Here is a 16,402-nt window from a genome sequence, read left to right as displayed (position 1 = left end):
TTTAGCAAGCAAAAAGGCATATTGCTTTCTCAAAATGCTTGATTGCTTTCTCATTTCAGTATATCGCGCATTGATTTTGGTATTTTCCGCAAGTAAAAAAGCATATTGCTTTCTCAAAAGGCTTGATTGCTTTCTCATTTCAGTATATCGCGCACTCATTACAAATATTATTGTGTAACGAAAGGCACTAAAGGTTTGCAAAAACTTTTTAAGATTGATTAATAGAAAACTTTTTTAAAGGTTTTCTGGGAAAACATAATGCAAAATTGTGACTGCTGTTACATGCTAATCAACATTAATGTTTTTAAATAATTATCAGCGTCTATCTGCGGTTCATGGATATCCCAATCAAAAATAATTCAATATCACAATTACCGCTAGAAGCAACAGAAATTTCTCAAAAATTACCTTTATCACCTCAAGGTGCAGAGATAATTTTAGGCAGCATTATTGAACCAGAACAATTAGTGATACCTGTAGCACCCAGTCCGATAGAAATGTTTGGGCCTCGTGGTGCTTGTTTGTTATCAGAAACTGGCCCTTTATGGGTATCAGATACGGGACATCATCGATTATTAGGATGGCAGAAATTACCCACGAGAGATAGTCAACCTGCTGATTGGGTAATTGGACAACCTGACTTTTATCATGAGGGACAAAATGCTAAAAGCACACCGGGAAGGACAACCCTAAGTGTACCAACAGGGATTTGTGCTTGCGGCGAAGGATTAGCTGTAGCAGATGCTTGGAATCATCGGGTTTTGATTTGGAAAAAATTACCAGAAGATAACAATGTTCCAGCGGATTTGGTGTTAGGGCAAGTTAATTTTAGCGATAATGAACCAAATCGGGGAAATCATGCAGCATCTGCTAGTACAATGCACTGGCCCTATGGTGTTTTCTATCATCAAGGGCGACTATTTATTGCTGACACTGGTAATAGAAGGCTATTAATTTGGCATCAGTTACCAACAGAAAACGGTCAACCCGCTGATTTAGTTTTGGGACAACCGGATATGATATCTCGCAATGAAAACGGCGGTAGTTCTCCAACCGCAGCGAGTATGCGTTGGTGTCACGACATCACCTTTTGGGGAGAGAATTTGGTTGTCAGCGATGCAGGTAATCACCGGGTAATGATTTGGCAGGGAATACCAACAGAAAATAATGCTCCTTGTGCAGTGGTTTTAGGGCAAAAAAGCTTTGATTTTGTGGAAATGAATCAAGGAGTTTATTTGCCAAGTGCTAGTAGTTTGAGTATGCCTTATGGTGTGGATGTTGCTGGGGATTGGTTAGTAGTTGCAGATACTGCTAATTCCCGTTTGTTAGGATGGAAGAAGCCAGAATCAATTTTATCACTGCAAGGTGTAGTGGCAGATGGGTTGGCAGGACAAATAAATTTTCAAAGTAAAGGTGAAAATCGTAATTTTGGATTGCCGAAACGAGATAGTTTAAATTGGTGTTACGGAATAAAAATTTGTGGCAATAGGTTGGTAATAGCTGATTCTGGAAATAACCGAATTTTGCTGTGGCAGTTTAATAATTCGTAATTTTTGAAAGTCAGATTTATATGGCGACTGAAGAAATTAGAGTTCGCGGCACAGTTCAAGGGGTAGGATTTCGTCCTACTGTATATCGTCTGGCTAAAGCTTGCGGTTTGTGTGGAGATGTTTGTAATGATGGTGAAGGTGTATTAATTCGGGTATCTGGTGGTGAGAAAGCAATAACCAAATTTGTTGCCAGATTACAAACAGAATGTCCGCCATTGGCAAAAATTAATCAACTCACAAGAACTATTTATGAAGGTGAATTAAAATTTGATAATTTTGTAATTTCTACTAGTGTCAGTAATGCCATCACAACAGAAATTACTCCTGATGCAGCGACTTGTCCACAGTGTCAACAAGAAATATTCGACCCCTTTAGCCGCTTTTATCGTTACCCATTTACTAACTGCACTCATTGCGGCCCTCGCCTGAGTATTATTCGTGCCATTCCTTATGACAGATGCAATACCAGTATGTCTGCGTTTGTCATGTGTTCTGAATGTGCAAAGGAATACCACGATGTCGAAAACCGCCGTTTTCACGCCCAACCTGTAGCTTGTCATGCTTGCGGCCCCACAGCTTGGTTAGAACGCGCTGATGGGAAATCGGTTACTGCTTCGATGTTCTCAATGTTGGATGATGTCGATGCCGTTTGTACCTTATTGCAAAAGGGTGAGATTGTGGCAATTAAAGGGTTAGGTGGTATTCATCTAGCTTGCGATGCAACTCAGGAAACTGCTGTACAAAAACTGCGTCAGCGCAAAAGGCGCTATCATAAACCCTTTGCTTTAATGGCGCGAGATATGGAGGTAATTGAAGAATATTGCATTGTCAGCGCCAAAGAACAAGAATTATTGGCAAGTTCTGCCGCACCAATTGTTTTACTACAGATAAAAGAGAGAGACGGATATAAGGAGAGTTTATTTACTCCTAACTCCTCACTCCTAACTCATAACTCTCTTCATATTGCGCCATCGGTAGCAGCAGGACAAAATACCCTCGGTTTCATGCTACCTTATACGCCCTTACATCATTTAATTTTGCGGCGGATGAATCGCCCAATTGTTTTAACAAGTGGCAATCTAACCGATGAACCACAATGTATTGATAACGATGAAGCAAGAGAGAAATTAGGGAAAATCGCTGATTATTTTCTCTTCCACAATCGAGAGATTATTAATCGGGTAGATGATTCGGTGGTGAGAGTTGTCGGCGATAAAGTCCAAACAATTCGCCGTGCCAGAGGATATGCACCAGCACCAATTATTTTACCACCGGGATTTCAGAAGGTGCCGCAAATTTTAGCAATGGGTAGTGAGTTAAAAAATACCTTTTGCTTATTGCGGGATGGAGAAGCATTTCTCTCTCAACACTTAGGGGATTTAGAAAATGCTGCCGCTTTCAATGCTTACCAAGAAACTTTGAATTTATACTTAAATTTATTTGAGCATAAACCAGAAATAATCGCTATAGATAAACATCCTGAATATCTCTCAAGCAAACTTGGTAAAGAACTTGCAGAGACAAATCAAATCAAAATTTATCAAATTCAACATCATCACGCCCATATTGCCGCTTGTATGGCAGAAAATGGCATTCCTCTGGATTCACCTCCAGTATTAGGCATTGCTTTAGATGGTTTAGGTTACGGCAACGATGGTACACTCTGGGGCGGAGAATTTCTTTTAGCAGATTACCGAAAATTTAAACGACTAGCAACATTTAAACCAGTCCCAATGATTGGTGGTGAACAAGCAATTTATCAGCCTTGGCGTAATACCTATGCCCAATTAATAGCCGCTAACCTTTGGGATGATTGCAAACAAAAATATGCTGATTTAGAAATATTTCAATTTTTGAAAAACAAGCCACTCAAGTTACTCAATCAACTTATAGAGAAAGGAATTAACTCTCCTCCAGCTTCCTCAGTAGGGCGATTGTTCGATGCAGTAGCGGCGGCTATCGGTATTTATAGAGATGAATGTAGCTATGAAGGACAAGCTGCGATCGCAATGGAAGCTATAGTAGATGTTAGCAGCTTAAATAATGATAAAGAAACGCTAATCTATCCTTTTAACTTTAGCTTTTCAGATAGGATTTATTATATAGACCCGCGTCCAATGTGGCAAGCCTTAGTTAATGACTTGCAGCAGCAGATTCCACAACCAGTTATCGCTGCCAAATTTCATCAAGGTTTAGCTAATGCGATTGTGGAAATGGTTAAACATCTTTCTCAAGAAAATCTGATTTCTCAGGTAGCGCTAACAGGAGGAGTATTTCAAAATTGTATATTGTTAGAGCAAGTTAGCAAACGATTACAAACATTGGGAATAAAAGTACTTACTCACAGTTTAGTTCCAGCTAATGACGGCGGTTTATCTTTAGGACAAGCAGTTATTGCAGCCGCACAATTAATACATGAGTCTTGATATTTGAAAAAGTTTCTCTCACAAATAATTCTCTCTGTGTTCTCCGGCCTCTGCGGTTAGTTTATCTTAAAGAATAAAAAAATGTGTTTAGGAATCCCCGGACAAATTATAGAAATTACCAACGTTAACCATAAATTAGCACTAGTTAACATTGGTGGTGTTAAGCGCGAAGTAAATATCGCTTGTATCGTTGATGAACAACATCCCCCCGAAGCTTGTATTGGTGATTGGGTATTAGTGCATGTTGGCTTTGCCATGAATCGAATCAACGAACAAGAAGCGGCAGAAACATTACAACTATTCCAAGAATTAGCAGCAGCACAAGCAGGGATAAATACTTAACTGAAATTAATAGACTTTTGTTGTCTCACACAAAACCGCAGAGGCGCAGAGAAAGAGTCTACAATTCATGTTTTTCTTTCTTCCTTTCTTCCTTCGCGCTCTTTGCGTCCTTTGCGGTTCGTTAAAAAAAACTCCTTACCACAAAAGCGAAATTAACAAATACATAAAAGTAACTACTCCTCACTTCCTATGAAATATGTTGACGAATTCCGTGAACCTGAAAAAGCTGAAGCCTTATGCCACGAAATCGCCAAATTATGCAACCAGCTAAAAAAACCCATCAAGATAATGGAAGTATGCGGCGGACATACCCATTCCATTTTTAAATATGGTATTGAAGAAATTTTACCCCAAGCCATTGAACTAATTCATGGGCCTGGTTGTCCAGTATGTGTGATGCCAAAGGGGAGATTAGATGATGCGATCGCAATCTCTCAAAATCATAACGTCATTTTTGCCACCTTTGGCGACGCCATGCGAGTTCCTGGTTCCAAAACAACTTTACTGCAAGCCAGGGCACAAGGCGCAGACATCCGTATGGTGTACTCTCCCTTAGATAGCCTGCAAATTGCTAGAGATAACCCCAACAAACAAGTAGTCTTCTTTGCATTAGGCTTTGAAACCACAGCCCCCAGTACCGCCTTCACGATTCTGCAAGCAGCAGCCGAAGAAATTGATAACTTTAGTATGTTTTCCAATCACGTCCTCGTGATTCCCGCCCTCAAAGCACTGCTAGATAATCCCGATTTACAACTAGATGGATTTGTTGGGCCAGGTCATGTCAGTATGGTAATTGGCACTGACCCATACCAATTTATTTCCCAACAATATAATAAGCCAATTGTCGTCTCAGGATTTGAACCTTTAGATATTCTCCAATCAATTTGGATGCTATTACAGCAGCTAGTAGAAAATCGTTGCGAAGTTGAAAATCAATATAACCGAATTGTCCAACAATCTGGAAATAGAGTAGCGCTGCAAGCCATAAACAAAGTTTTTGCCGTCCGAGATAGTTTTGATTGGCGTGGCTTGGGTGACATTCCCTATTCAGGATTACAAATTAAACCTGAATATGCTCAATTTGATGCCGAACTTAAATTTACCATTCCTAATCTCAAAGTAGCCGACCATAAAGCCTGTAAATGTGGAGAAATCCTTAAAGGAGTCTTAAAGCCTTGGGAGTGTAAAGTATTCGGTACAGCTTGCACACCAGAAACACCAATTGGTACTTGCATGGTATCTTCCGAAGGTGCTTGTGCAGCCTATTACAAATATGGACGACTCTCCACCATTTCTAAAAGAACAATCGCCCAAAAACCAAAAATAACTCAAGAACCTCTCCCCGCCTGCGGCTTCTCCTCAGACTAGTACATCTCATAAATACTCTGCGTATCTTTGCGCTTCCCTTTGCGTTCCTTTGCGTTTAAAAATCCTCAATTTTAATATGAATATTTCTCCCACCAACTCATCACAAAATTCCTTGTTTCAAAAAATGGAACAAGTCCGCCGTCGCCAAACTAAAGTGCAAGACACTCATATAACTCTCGGACATGGCAGCGGTGGTAAAGCCATGCGTGATTTAATAGACGATATCTTTGTCAGCAATTTTGATAACCCAATTCTTTCACAGCTAGAAGACCAAGCCAGCTTCAACTTAGCCAGTCTCATGGAACAAGGAGACAGACTCGCATTTACTACAGATTCTTATGTTGTAGACCCGTTATTTTTTCCTGGTAGTGATATAGGAGAATTAGCCGTCAACGGCACAGTTAATGATTTAGTTGTTAGTGGTGCTAAACCTTTATATCTAACTTGTAGCGTAATTTTAGAAGAAGGATTACCTGTAGAAACCCTGCGGCGTGTCGCAGCCAGTATGAAAGCAGCCGCAAACAAAGCTGGTGTTCAAATTGTCACTGGTGACACAAAAGTTGTACATCGTGGTGCTGCCGATAAACTCTTTATTAACACTGCTGGTATTGGTATCATCCCGCGAGGAGTTAATATTTCCGCCCACAATATTAAACCTGGGGATGCCGTAATTATTAATGGTGAAATAGGCAATCATGGGGCAGCAATTTTAATTGCCCGTGGGGAATTAGCTTTAGACACTAATATTGAAAGTGACTGTCAGCCGTTACATAATTTAGTAGAAACTATTCTCCATGTATGTCCCCAAGTTCATGCTATGCGAGATGCTACACGCGGTGGTTTAGCTACAGTACTAAATGAATTTACCCTCAGTTCCAATGTGGGGATTCGTCTCTTTGAAGAATCCATTCCAGTGCGCGAAGAAGTCAACGGAGTTTGCGAAATTCTCGGTTTAGACCCATTGTATTTAGCTAATGAAGGTAAGTTAGTTGTAGTGGTTGCAGGTAAATATGCAGAAACTGTTTTATCTGCCATGAAATCCCACCCAGCAGGTAAAGATGCTTGTATCATTGGCGAAGTTATTACCTCACCCCCAGGTATCGTATTGTTAAAAACAGTTTTTGGTGCTGAAAGGATTGTTGATATGCTCGTAGGCGACCAATTGCCACGAATTTGTTAATCTTTAATATATTTTATAGTATGCACGAACTCGGAATTACCCAAAATATTGTGGCAATTGTAAGTGAACACGCCAAAGGCGCAAAAGTGCAGCGAGTTTTATTAGAAATTGGCAAACTTTCAGCCATTATGCCCGATGCTATCCGATTTTGTTTTGATATTTGCACTCAAGGCACAGTTTTAGAAGGGGCGAAATTAGAAATTTTGGAAATTCCCGGCTTAGGGAAATGTCGGCAATGTGGTGCAGAAATTCCTCTAGATAAACCATTTGGTATCTGTAACTGTGGAAGCGTGCAATTAGATTTGATTACTGGTGAAGAACTGAAAATTAAGGAAATAGAAATAGAGGAATTATGTGTGTAACCTGCGGTTGTTCTGATGATGGTGAAACTAAAATTACCAATTTAGAAACAGGTGAAGCTGAACATAACCATCATACTCACACCTTACCAGATGGTTCTGTCATTACTCATTCTCACAGCCATGATACTCATATAAAAGCGTCTCAAGTTCACGCCAAAATACACAATACAACGATATCCTTAGAACAGGATATATTGGCAAAGAATAACCTGCTAGCTGCGCAAAATCGCGGATGGTTTAAAGGTCGAAATATTCTCGCCTTAAATTTAATGAGTTCTCCGGGTTCAGGTAAAACAACTCTTTTGACGCGAACCATTAATGATTTAAAGCATCAATTATCTATCAGTGTCATTGAAGGCGACCAAGAAACTGCTAACGACGCCAAAAAAATTAAAGAAACAGGTTCTAAAGTCATCCAAATCAATACCGGAACAGGCTGTCATTTAGATGCATCAATGATAGACAGGGGTTTACAACAATTGAATCCGCCACTAAATTCAGTTGTGATGATTGAAAATGTAGGAAATTTAGTTTGTCCAGCTTTATTTGATTTGGGAGAACAGGCAAAAGTCGTGATTCTCTCCGTCACGGAGGGAGAAGATAAACCGATAAAATACCCGCATATGTTCCGTGCTAGTGACATCATGATTCTGACTAAAATTGATTTGCTACCTTATGTAAATTTTGATGTTCAAAAATGCATAGAATATGCTATTGAAGTAAATCCCCAAATTCAGATTTTTCAGGTTTCTGCAACTACTGGTGCTGGGTTAGAAAATTGGTATGCGTGGCTAACTGAAAAGGTAACAAACTTGTCAGTACTACTTCCTTCTCAATCTTAAAAACCTGTCATCACAAATTTAAGTCACTGTATTACTAAATCCCTCTATGGGTTCATGAAAACTTGAAGTATTTTTGCAATATAGGAGATGCATACTGCCATTTTCCTATCTGTGCGTAAATCCTCATGGCTAAAGTTGAAGAATTGACACCCCAGCAACTCTCTGAAACAAACCTGAAACCACGAGGGAGAGTTTATCCGAGTCCTATCAGTTGGCGCGACCAGTTTTTGTACCAATTGCTATTAGATAGGTTCAGTGATGATAATGAAAATCAAAGGGAACTCTTTGACCACAATAACCCTTTAAAATTCCAGGTTAAAGATAAAGCTGGCTGGATGGCAGCAGGGACAAACTTTGTTGGTGGTACTCTTAGGGGAATTAAGAGTAAGTTGGACTATTTGCAACGATTGGGAGTAACAACGCTGTGGATTAATCCACCTTGGCGACAACGTTCTGATTTAGAAGCTTACCACAGCGATCGCATCCAAGACTTTTTAAGTATTGACCCCCACTTTGGCACTCCTCAAGATTTAAGAGATTTAATTGATGCTGCCCACGATCGCAGGATGTATGTCATCCTTGATGTAATTTACAACCAGAGTGCCGATAATTGGTTCAACAGAAATGATGTAATTGCAGCTCTAGCCAGAGTTTATCAATATTGGATTGCTCTTTCTGACTGCGATGGCTTGCGAATAGATAGCCTCAAGCACGTTTCCCCTGAAGATTCTCGCAAATTCTGCACAGCTATCCGCGAGTACGCCGAATCTATCGGTAAAGACAACTTTTTACTGACTGGGGAAATAACCTCCGGTAGTATGGCTGGTGCGTACATAGACATTATTGCTCGCAACCTCAGTGCTGTATTAGACATCGCACAGACTCCTAATGAATTGGCTGCATTTGCAAAAGGGTTAGTACACCCCAAGCAATTTTTTGATTTGTATAGCGAAAACAATCTCGCTGGAGAATACCGCCAAATTGGCACATATCATGTTTCCATCTTGGATGACGATGAAATGTCATCCCGGACTCATAAGCAGCGATTTGCCGCATACAGCAATGTGCCTAATCTTTATGAGCAAGTTGCTCATGCTGTGGGTGTCCAATTAACTATGCCAGGAATTCCTGCTATTTATTATGGAACAGAACAGGCTTTTGATGGGAATGAAGGTTATCACGATTACAGCATAGAAGGTGGCAGGTTTGCCGAAGATAGATATATCAAAGAAGCAATGTTTGGCGGCGCTTTTGGCGCATTTCAAACAGCAGACTGTCATTTTTTCGATATCGACCATCCCACCTACTTGCGGATAGCTGCGATCGCACGTATCCGCAACAGTCACGATAAAATTGGTAAAGCATTGCGCCGTGGTCATCACTACCTGCGCGAAACATCTTTTTGTAACTCCCCCTTTTTGATTCCCGGACAAGGCGAATTAGTTGCTTGGTCACAGACTTTATTTGACACAGAAGTGTTGATGGTGCTGAATACCAACGGCTTAGAAAATCGCGGTGCAGAAGTGACAGTAGATACTTATATGCATCCTCAAGACTCGACCATGACTTTTTTATACAAAAGCGATTGGAGCGATTCATATTTACGCCACCCACCCCGCGACCAAACTGTAGCTGTACAACATCATAACGACCGTCGCGCAACTGTGCGAATTGATTTGCCTCCTTCGGGAATGGTGATTTTGGCGTAAGCAAACACCAGCATTTGGGCAAAGCTTTGGTTTTATCAAAATGCTTTGCCCTGCAATTACGAAATATCTACATTCTAATTTTCATCGAAATCTTCTTAATGGTTTATGCCCTTCTTGTAGACAATTTGTTGGCAAATCGTTGCCACTCACTTTAAAGTCAAAACATGACATTCACTAAATACCTCTGAAGATTCATGAAAAACTGGATAAATCTATTCCAAAATTGAATACTCAGATTTAAATTAGCCAAATTATATCTCCAAGTAGATAATCACTATGGATAATATAATTACTTACAACAACGATAAAGGACTTCTTGCTTACATTCAATTTCTAGCATCTAGTGCCCACAAAATCGGAGATGGTAATACTAATAGAGTATTTGACTTCGAGGACGCACTCGACCAAATAGAAATGGCACAGCTAGCTGTTGATGAACTAAAAAAAATCCCTGAAGTGAACGCTTTATTTGCAGAACGCTGGCTACCGGCCCCTTTCAATTTAGATGATTTAGGCAAACTCCCAGAAGGAACACTAGGTCATGTTTATGCGAGAGAAATGAAAGCTAGAGGATTCGATCCCTACTTTTATAAAAAAGTTCCTGTTGTTGATGACATTTCCTATCTTAAAATGCTTTGGAGATCCACCCATGACATATATCATGTAGTTGCTGGATTTGACACAAATGTAGTTGGTGAAATTGGTCTACAAGCTTTTTTCTTAGCTCAGACTCCAATTCCCATCAACGTGATGCTTTTGAGTTTTGGCATGGCGATGATTAGCCTTTATCAACCTACTAATTTGAAAGCTTTAATGACAGAAATATCTCGTGGCTACAAGTTGGGTTCTCATACTCCAGGTAAATTTATCGCGCAAAAATGGGATCAACTTTGGGATGTGCCAGTCAGCGAAATTCGTGAGCATCTGGGAGTATATTCTACCCCGTAAAGCTACTAATTTAAGAGTAGTGATAACAATTACAACACCCTGCACTTTAGGAGTACAGGGTGGAAGAGAGCTATATTTTGTGTGATTCCCAGTTTCTATTTACCTCAAAGCCAATCTCGATAAGCAGATATTTCATTTACGCTGATTTCAAATGGCATCCCCTTGCCAAATGGCGGATAAACGCGGATTTTGCCATTGCTAGCAAAGCGCTCTAACCTATTACCTAACTGGGCAATATTGCTGACAATATGCCAGTAAGATACTAAGTCAGGGCAGTCAATAATTAATGTGAGGATGCTAGCATTTGTTGTGATATACCACTGACAATTAGATAATAGGACTCGCGTAATGCGATCGCAGGCTAGATAAAAGCATCTACCAGTAGACTGTTCTAGCTCCATTTGCAGCATTCCATCCTGTTTAGTTACCTCAGTGGGAGGTAAATCATCGGGAGGAAGCAGGTATAGTTTAGAAGACATAATTTCGCACCTCTTGGTTGTAGCGCGTCAAACTCTCCAGATTTTTTTGCAGATCCGCAGACGAGGGTTTGAGTGCTAGGGTACCTAAATTTAATTCGTCCTGAAATTTCTTGATTTTGTCTCGACAAGTCTCCACATCACCGATAATTGAATTTTCAATCAAATAATCTTCATCGAAACAAATGTTTGTGCGATCAAATGGTTTTTGGTTGGTATTTGCACTATTCTGCAATACTTGAGCCGTATTAGCTTTCATTTTCTGGCTAAATTGGCGAACGAAAGGCAATGCCTCACTCACTGCCTCATCAAATGTTTTGCCAACATAAAAAAAGCGTGCCAGCACGAAGTTTTCTGCACCACTAGAATTTAAGGCTCGATATTTAGCAACAGTATCCTTCAATCTCTGTAGGGAGAATGGCGGCCCACCCATCAAGCTGAAGGAATGTTTAGCAGCAAACTCGATACCATCATCACCGCCAGTGGCAACATACACTGGTATTTGACTTTGCAATGGTTTTGGGTAAATTGTCAGGCGATCGCATTGATAATATCGCCCATTAAATGATACATCAGTTGCATATAACAGCTTTTGAATCAATGCGATCGCCTCTAGCATCTTGGGACGGGCTTCACTGGGGAGTGTCGCAAAATGCTTATTTTGTTGGGGAAAGGGGCCGCCTTTGGCAACTCCAAATAATAATCGTCCATTGCACAGGTTATCCAGAGTGGCGATATCTTCCGCTACCCGAATCGGGTTATGGAATGGCAATAACACCGCCGCAGTCCCTAATTGGATAGTTGAAGTCATTCCCGCCAAGTGTGCCATTAACAGCAACATAGACGGGCTGAGATTGGATTCACTAAAATGATGTTCACTCACCCAGGCTGACTCAAAACCTAAACTTTCTGCCTGTTTTATCAGCGCGACTTGCTCAAAGATGGCACGACGAGCATCTTGGTGATGATTATCGTAATTGCAGAAAATTCCAGTTTTCATTACTTGCGTTAATACTTTGTGCTGGCTATTCTAGTGGTCGATAGGTTCGTAGTAAGCACTTTAGTGCTTATATATTTGAGGACTAATGTCCTCTCTACAAACACATTTACTCCTCTCCATTAATGCGATAAATGACTAATTTGCAACCCACTGCAACTCCAACCATAGGCGTGGGTTGTTGTGTTTGATCTTCGACATTGGATCGCGCAACAATCGCTTGGCATTCATGCAGACTACTTGCACTAGACCCATATTGTCTGCTACTTCTCTGAGAATTTCTTTGTGGGCTTGCACACAGGAAATCATTTCAGCAGAGCAATAAATTCCTATATATTGCAAGCGTCTAGCAGGTCGTCCCCAAAAACAGGTGATGACTTTCACATAACACCCGTCTAGTAATTCCCCAACTTTTGGGTAGTAGTGGTTGAGGACTCTTGTGAATTCTTTGGCTAAGATATCTTCAGCAATCATTGGAACTGATATTTCTGTAGCGTCCATCACGCTATTTAATATAACATAATTTTGTCATTTAAATATGACAAAATAGCCTAATAGGCTTTAATAAAATATTAAATATTACAGAAAAAAGAGGCGTACCTTATTTAGTATCGCCTCCGATTTGCGTAAAGCATCTTTATATTAAAAATTCGTAATTCGTAATTCGTAATTAAATCAAGGCTTAAAGAAAGCTACCTCTACAGGTTTTACTATTCATTATGGGTAGGTCTAAATCCCAATCTATAAGCGCAGCGGTAGTGAGTCCGCAAACGTCATTACGAATTACGAACTATTGTTGAATTCTAAATTTTGAATTTTTAATTATTATCGAGCATTGCGTTCACAAACTAAGACCTCTGCTACAATATCTGGCACATTTACAAAGTCCGTAAATCCTTCCGAACCACGGATTGGTGAGATAAATGTATAGTTTGGATCACACACTCCATTGTCATATACTTGAATAAACCACCTATCTGGAAATCCTTCTACACCTAGTTCCACAGTGTACCAACTCTCGCCAATCAGACGAGAGTTAAAGATTGTAAACCACTCCCGATTCTCTTCTGAAATATTCCAATCTGCCATTAGCAGCTCTAAAGCTATTTGTCCTGCATCCGTTGAAGTCAACAACATTTTTACTCCTTATTGGCGACTTCAGAATTTGCAACTTCAGTATTGGGAACTTCCGGGTATAACCCTAGTTCTTTAGCTAGCTCACGCGCCACAAAAAATAAAAATTTGGCACCATCTTGATTGCCTTCATGGGCAAACATAGTTGCCACTTGTAACATTGTTTCTACGAAACCAGAGTCAATTAATTCTGGCTTAGATTCTAAAATTTCTGGTTCTTGACCATTAGGACATTTGAGCAATTCATCAATCAGATTAAAATACAGTTGCTGGCGTTGTTCTGACATGATATTTTTGTTGATTTTAGTGAGTTAATTGGGAATTGGTCACTGTTCGATACTTTGTTGCCACAGTCTTTCCAACATTTCAACTTGTTCTTTTAAAACAGCCGCACGATGCACAAGATATCTGTCGTAAAAGAGAATCCCTAAACCAACACAAATAGGGATTAACAAGAAGAACCATTGCAGGATAGTGGCAAATTTATATTGTTCAGCAACAGTCAGCATTTGATGAATCAAATTACGGTCAGAGGATTGGATGCTAGCCTGAGGGGAATATGTACCCTCTATTCGGGGAGCCAAGGCAGGAGCATCTGTACTAGTCTTGTTAACTTCGCAGGCTAAATTCTGGGATTTTACTAACTCTAAATGTCGCTCCCAAACTATGCCAAATACTACTACTCCTGGAGAAAGCACTGCTAAGGTAACTACGCAAACTGTAAGAACATTTAAAAGTTTGGCTTTCATCTTGGCTCTCCCTTGCTAGGTAGTATGCACCCAGTAAGAAAATATCTTTTGCTGTTTATCTAAAGTAGCTATATATCTCTACCTCTCAAACAGTTTTGATATTAAAATATGTGTAAACGGTAATTTTCTGAATCGTTAGTTGCCAGTTGTTTTTTAATTACCACTGACTACTGACTACTGAAAAGTTACCAACATGTTCACAAAAAGGAGGATTATTCAGTCAGAAATAACGCACTCAGATTCAAAGAATCTGATTTCATCCAACTCTCAAAAGAGAGATTAAGAAGTCCCCCCTAGTTCACTAAGCTTTCGCTCAGGAATGTTGGGGGGTAGAGGGGAATCTCTGCGTAAATCCTATACGATTTATATCAGCCGCTCTCCACAAAACAGTTTACTCCAGCCACGTTAAAATTATTAAATTCATTAGAATAGTACTCAAAGGCTGTAATCCTCACCTGATAAGACTTTAAAAAATTCATTGGGGTATGGGTACTAGTGTTTTTGAGACAGGGTACTAGTGTTTTCGAGGTGGGGTTCTGGTGTTTTTGCACTCAACCTAAAAGCAATGTAGGCAATGGTTCAGGACTGTTATTGATGCAATTCCGGGCTGATAACATCTGCACTCAAAAGAAAATATCAATGTCTGGTGATAAAGATAGACTAATAATTCAAGAAAAGCAATTAAATGTTTTGAAAGTAAATTATATTTCCATAACAAATAGAAGATATTGCAATATGATGCCTCCGCTTGTGGTGAACTCCTAAAAAAGAGGATAATAAGAAGCAAGAGCAAGCCTTTTTAAGGGGAGTTGGGGGGATATTCGAAGAATAAACACGTTAACCGAACCGGATTAGTAGATATTCAAAATAATGGGAAAAATTATTCATAGATACAGAATTATAAAAATTGAATCTCAGCCCAAAAAGCAATAGTCAATAACTGTAAATGGTAAAATACAAGCATGGCAAGCTAGCCGTCTGCTGAAGTGAGAATCAATGGGAACATCTGATAAAAGTTCTTCCTAAACTTTCATATTTTGTGGTTTAGTTAGAATACATAGTATATGCGCTCATTGTAACTAAACTGCAAATTAAATACACAAAAGCTTATTGTTATAAGTAAATACTCTGTACTAAGATTTAGGATTTTAGGAGTTAAATAATGCGGATTGCTCAAGACGTAACAGAACTGATTGGACGAACTCCTTTAGTTCAACTGAACAAGATTCCTCAAGCTGAGGGAGTAGTAGCAAGGATAGTTGTCAAATTAGAAGGTATGAACCCAGCGGCTTCGGTGAAAGACCGCATTGGTTTAAGTATGGTACTCTCAGCAGAAGCAGCTGGCTCAATTTCCCCTGGAAAGACCATTTTAGTTGAGCCTACCTCTGGTAACACAGGAATTGCTTTAGCGATGGTAGCTGCGGCGCGTGGCTACCGTTTGATTTTGACAATGCCAGAGACAATGAGCCAAGAACGACGGGCTATGCTCAGGGCTTATGGTGCATCTTTGGAGTTGACACCAGGCGCTGAGGGAATGCGGGGAGCGATTCGCAAAGCCGAAGAAATTGTGGCTAATACTCCCGATGCTTTTATGCTGCAACAGTTCCGCAACCCTGCCAATCCCAAAGTTCACCAAGAAACCACCGCCGAAGAAATTTGGGCAGATACAGACGGCGAAGTGGATATCGTCATTGCTGGGGTAGGGACTGGTGGGACGATTACTGGGATTGCAGAAGTACTCAAACAGCGCAAGCGGACTTTTCAGGCGATCGCAGTTGAACCCAGCAACAGCCCTGTTCTCTCAGGTGGTGAAGCCGGGCCGCACAGAATTCAAGGTATTGGTGCCGGATTTATCCCCGATGTTCTCCGCCTAGAATTGGTTGATGAAGTAATTAGAGTCAGCGATGAACAAGCGATCGCATTTGGACGACGTTTGGCAAAAGAAGAAGGCTTATTGTCTGGGATATCATCTGGCGCAGCTTTGTGTGCTGCAATTCAAGTAGGTAAACGCCCAGAAAATGCCGGACGTTTAATTGTAATGATTCAGCCTTCCTTCGGCGAACGTTACCTCAGCACCCCCATGTTTCAGGATTTGTCCTTAGAAACTGCTGGCGTGCGTTAAAGAGAGTAGGAAAGAAGACAATAGTGGGGGAAGGGGTAAAAGGTAAATTCCCTTTTCCCCTTTAACCGAACCGTATTGAGAGTGATACAGCAAATTGCAACTTCTTTACGTTCCCTGCGGGATGCTACGCAAGCGCGCAGCGTGTCGCAGACAGAGGCTACGCCAAGGTGAGTACAGATAATTGTAGGGGCACAACA

Annotated in this window: 16 protein-coding genes; 10 read left to right on the top strand and 6 right to left on the bottom strand. The window is 40.4% G+C overall.

What is annotated here, in order from left to right; genetic code table 11:
• The first annotated feature begins 335 nt into the window (after window positions 1–335).
• The 9 genes from H6G92_RS01610 to H6G92_RS01570 all read left to right on the top strand — a co-directional run bounded on the left by H6G92_RS01610 (window position 336) and on the right by H6G92_RS01570 (window position 10,727).
• Window positions 336–1,550 carry a hypothetical protein gene (locus H6G92_RS01610; protein ID WP_190890036.1) on the top strand — a complete coding sequence of 405 codons (1,215 nt, stop codon included), beginning with the start codon at window positions 336–338 and terminating at the stop codon, window positions 1,548–1,550.
• Between the two features lie 20 nt (window positions 1,551–1,570).
• Complete coding sequence (gene hypF, locus H6G92_RS01605) at window positions 1,571–3,976, top strand: carbamoyltransferase HypF (protein WP_190890034.1); 2,406 nt, start codon at window positions 1,571–1,573, stop codon at window positions 3,974–3,976.
• An 81-nt stretch (window positions 3,977–4,057) separates the two neighbouring features.
• A complete protein-coding gene (locus H6G92_RS01600) occupies window positions 4,058–4,318 on the top strand; it encodes a HypC/HybG/HupF family hydrogenase formation chaperone (RefSeq protein WP_190890032.1) in 261 nt (86 codons plus the stop codon).
• A gap of 189 nt (window positions 4,319–4,507) precedes the next feature.
• Window positions 4,508–5,686: a hydrogenase formation protein HypD gene (hypD, locus tag H6G92_RS01595; RefSeq protein ID WP_190890030.1), complete on the top strand. Its 1,179-nt coding sequence runs from the start codon at window positions 4,508–4,510 to the stop codon at window positions 5,684–5,686.
• A gap of 76 nt (window positions 5,687–5,762) precedes the next feature.
• Window positions 5,763–6,866, top strand: a complete 1,104-nt coding sequence (hypE, locus tag H6G92_RS01590) for a hydrogenase expression/formation protein HypE (RefSeq protein ID WP_277926715.1) — start codon at window positions 5,763–5,765, stop codon at window positions 6,864–6,866.
• Between the two features lie 20 nt (window positions 6,867–6,886).
• Complete coding sequence (gene hypA / locus H6G92_RS01585) at window positions 6,887–7,228, top strand: hydrogenase maturation nickel metallochaperone HypA (protein ID WP_190890027.1); 342 nt, start codon at window positions 6,887–6,889, stop codon at window positions 7,226–7,228.
• A complete protein-coding gene (gene hypB / locus H6G92_RS01580) occupies window positions 7,219–8,070 on the top strand; it encodes a hydrogenase nickel incorporation protein HypB (protein ID WP_190890025.1) in 852 nt (283 codons plus the stop codon). The genes hypA and hypB overlap by 10 nt, the downstream gene beginning before the upstream one ends.
• Window positions 8,071–8,195: 125 nt before the next feature.
• Window positions 8,196–9,779: an alpha-amylase family glycosyl hydrolase gene (locus H6G92_RS01575; RefSeq protein ID WP_190890023.1), complete on the top strand. Its 1,584-nt coding sequence runs from the start codon at window positions 8,196–8,198 to the stop codon at window positions 9,777–9,779.
• A gap of 276 nt (window positions 9,780–10,055) precedes the next feature.
• Complete coding sequence (locus H6G92_RS01570) at window positions 10,056–10,727, top strand: Coq4 family protein (RefSeq protein WP_190890021.1); 672 nt, start codon at window positions 10,056–10,058, stop codon at window positions 10,725–10,727.
• 104 nt (window positions 10,728–10,831) lie between these two features.
• On the opposite strand, the gene H6G92_RS01565 is transcribed toward H6G92_RS01570, so the two are convergent.
• From H6G92_RS01565 to H6G92_RS01540, 6 genes are all read right to left on the bottom strand, one after another.
• A complete protein-coding gene (locus tag H6G92_RS01565; protein ID WP_190890019.1) occupies window positions 10,832–11,206 on the bottom strand; it encodes a hypothetical protein in 375 nt (124 codons plus the stop codon).
• Window positions 11,196–12,203, bottom strand: coding sequence for an LLM class flavin-dependent oxidoreductase (locus H6G92_RS01560; protein WP_190890017.1), 1,008 nt, complete (start codon window positions 12,201–12,203; stop codon window positions 11,196–11,198). Before H6G92_RS01560 ends, H6G92_RS01565 begins: the two co-directional genes overlap by 11 nt.
• 135 nt (window positions 12,204–12,338) lie before the next feature.
• Window positions 12,339–12,701: a hypothetical protein gene (locus H6G92_RS01555; RefSeq protein ID WP_190890015.1), complete on the bottom strand. Its 363-nt coding sequence runs from the start codon at window positions 12,699–12,701 to the stop codon at window positions 12,339–12,341.
• Window positions 12,702–13,025: 324 nt separating this feature from the next.
• A complete protein-coding gene (locus tag H6G92_RS01550; RefSeq protein WP_100900567.1) occupies window positions 13,026–13,337 on the bottom strand; it encodes a hypothetical protein in 312 nt (103 codons plus the stop codon).
• 2 nt (window positions 13,338–13,339) lie between these two features.
• Window positions 13,340–13,621 (bottom strand): hypothetical protein, encoded by a 282-nt coding sequence (locus H6G92_RS01545; protein WP_190890013.1) that lies wholly within the window; start codon window positions 13,619–13,621, stop codon window positions 13,340–13,342.
• A 39-nt stretch (window positions 13,622–13,660) separates the two neighbouring features.
• Complete coding sequence (locus H6G92_RS01540) at window positions 13,661–14,083, bottom strand: hypothetical protein (protein WP_190890011.1); 423 nt, start codon at window positions 14,081–14,083, stop codon at window positions 13,661–13,663.
• Between the two features lie 1,162 nt (window positions 14,084–15,245).
• On the opposite strand from H6G92_RS01540, the gene cysK reads away from it, so the two are divergent.
• Window positions 15,246–16,205, top strand: a complete 960-nt coding sequence (cysK, locus tag H6G92_RS01535) for a cysteine synthase A (protein ID WP_190890008.1) — start codon at window positions 15,246–15,248, stop codon at window positions 16,203–16,205.
• Window positions 16,206–16,402 lie beyond the last annotated feature (197 nt).

Origin of the sequence: Nostoc foliaceum FACHB-393, assembly GCF_014698505.1 — a bacterium.
Classification (GTDB): Bacteria; Cyanobacteriota; Cyanobacteriia; order Cyanobacteriales; family Nostocaceae; genus Nostoc; species Nostoc foliaceum_A.
Note: the sequence above shows the minus strand (reverse complement) of the source record. Positions and strands in the feature narration are given on the sequence as shown.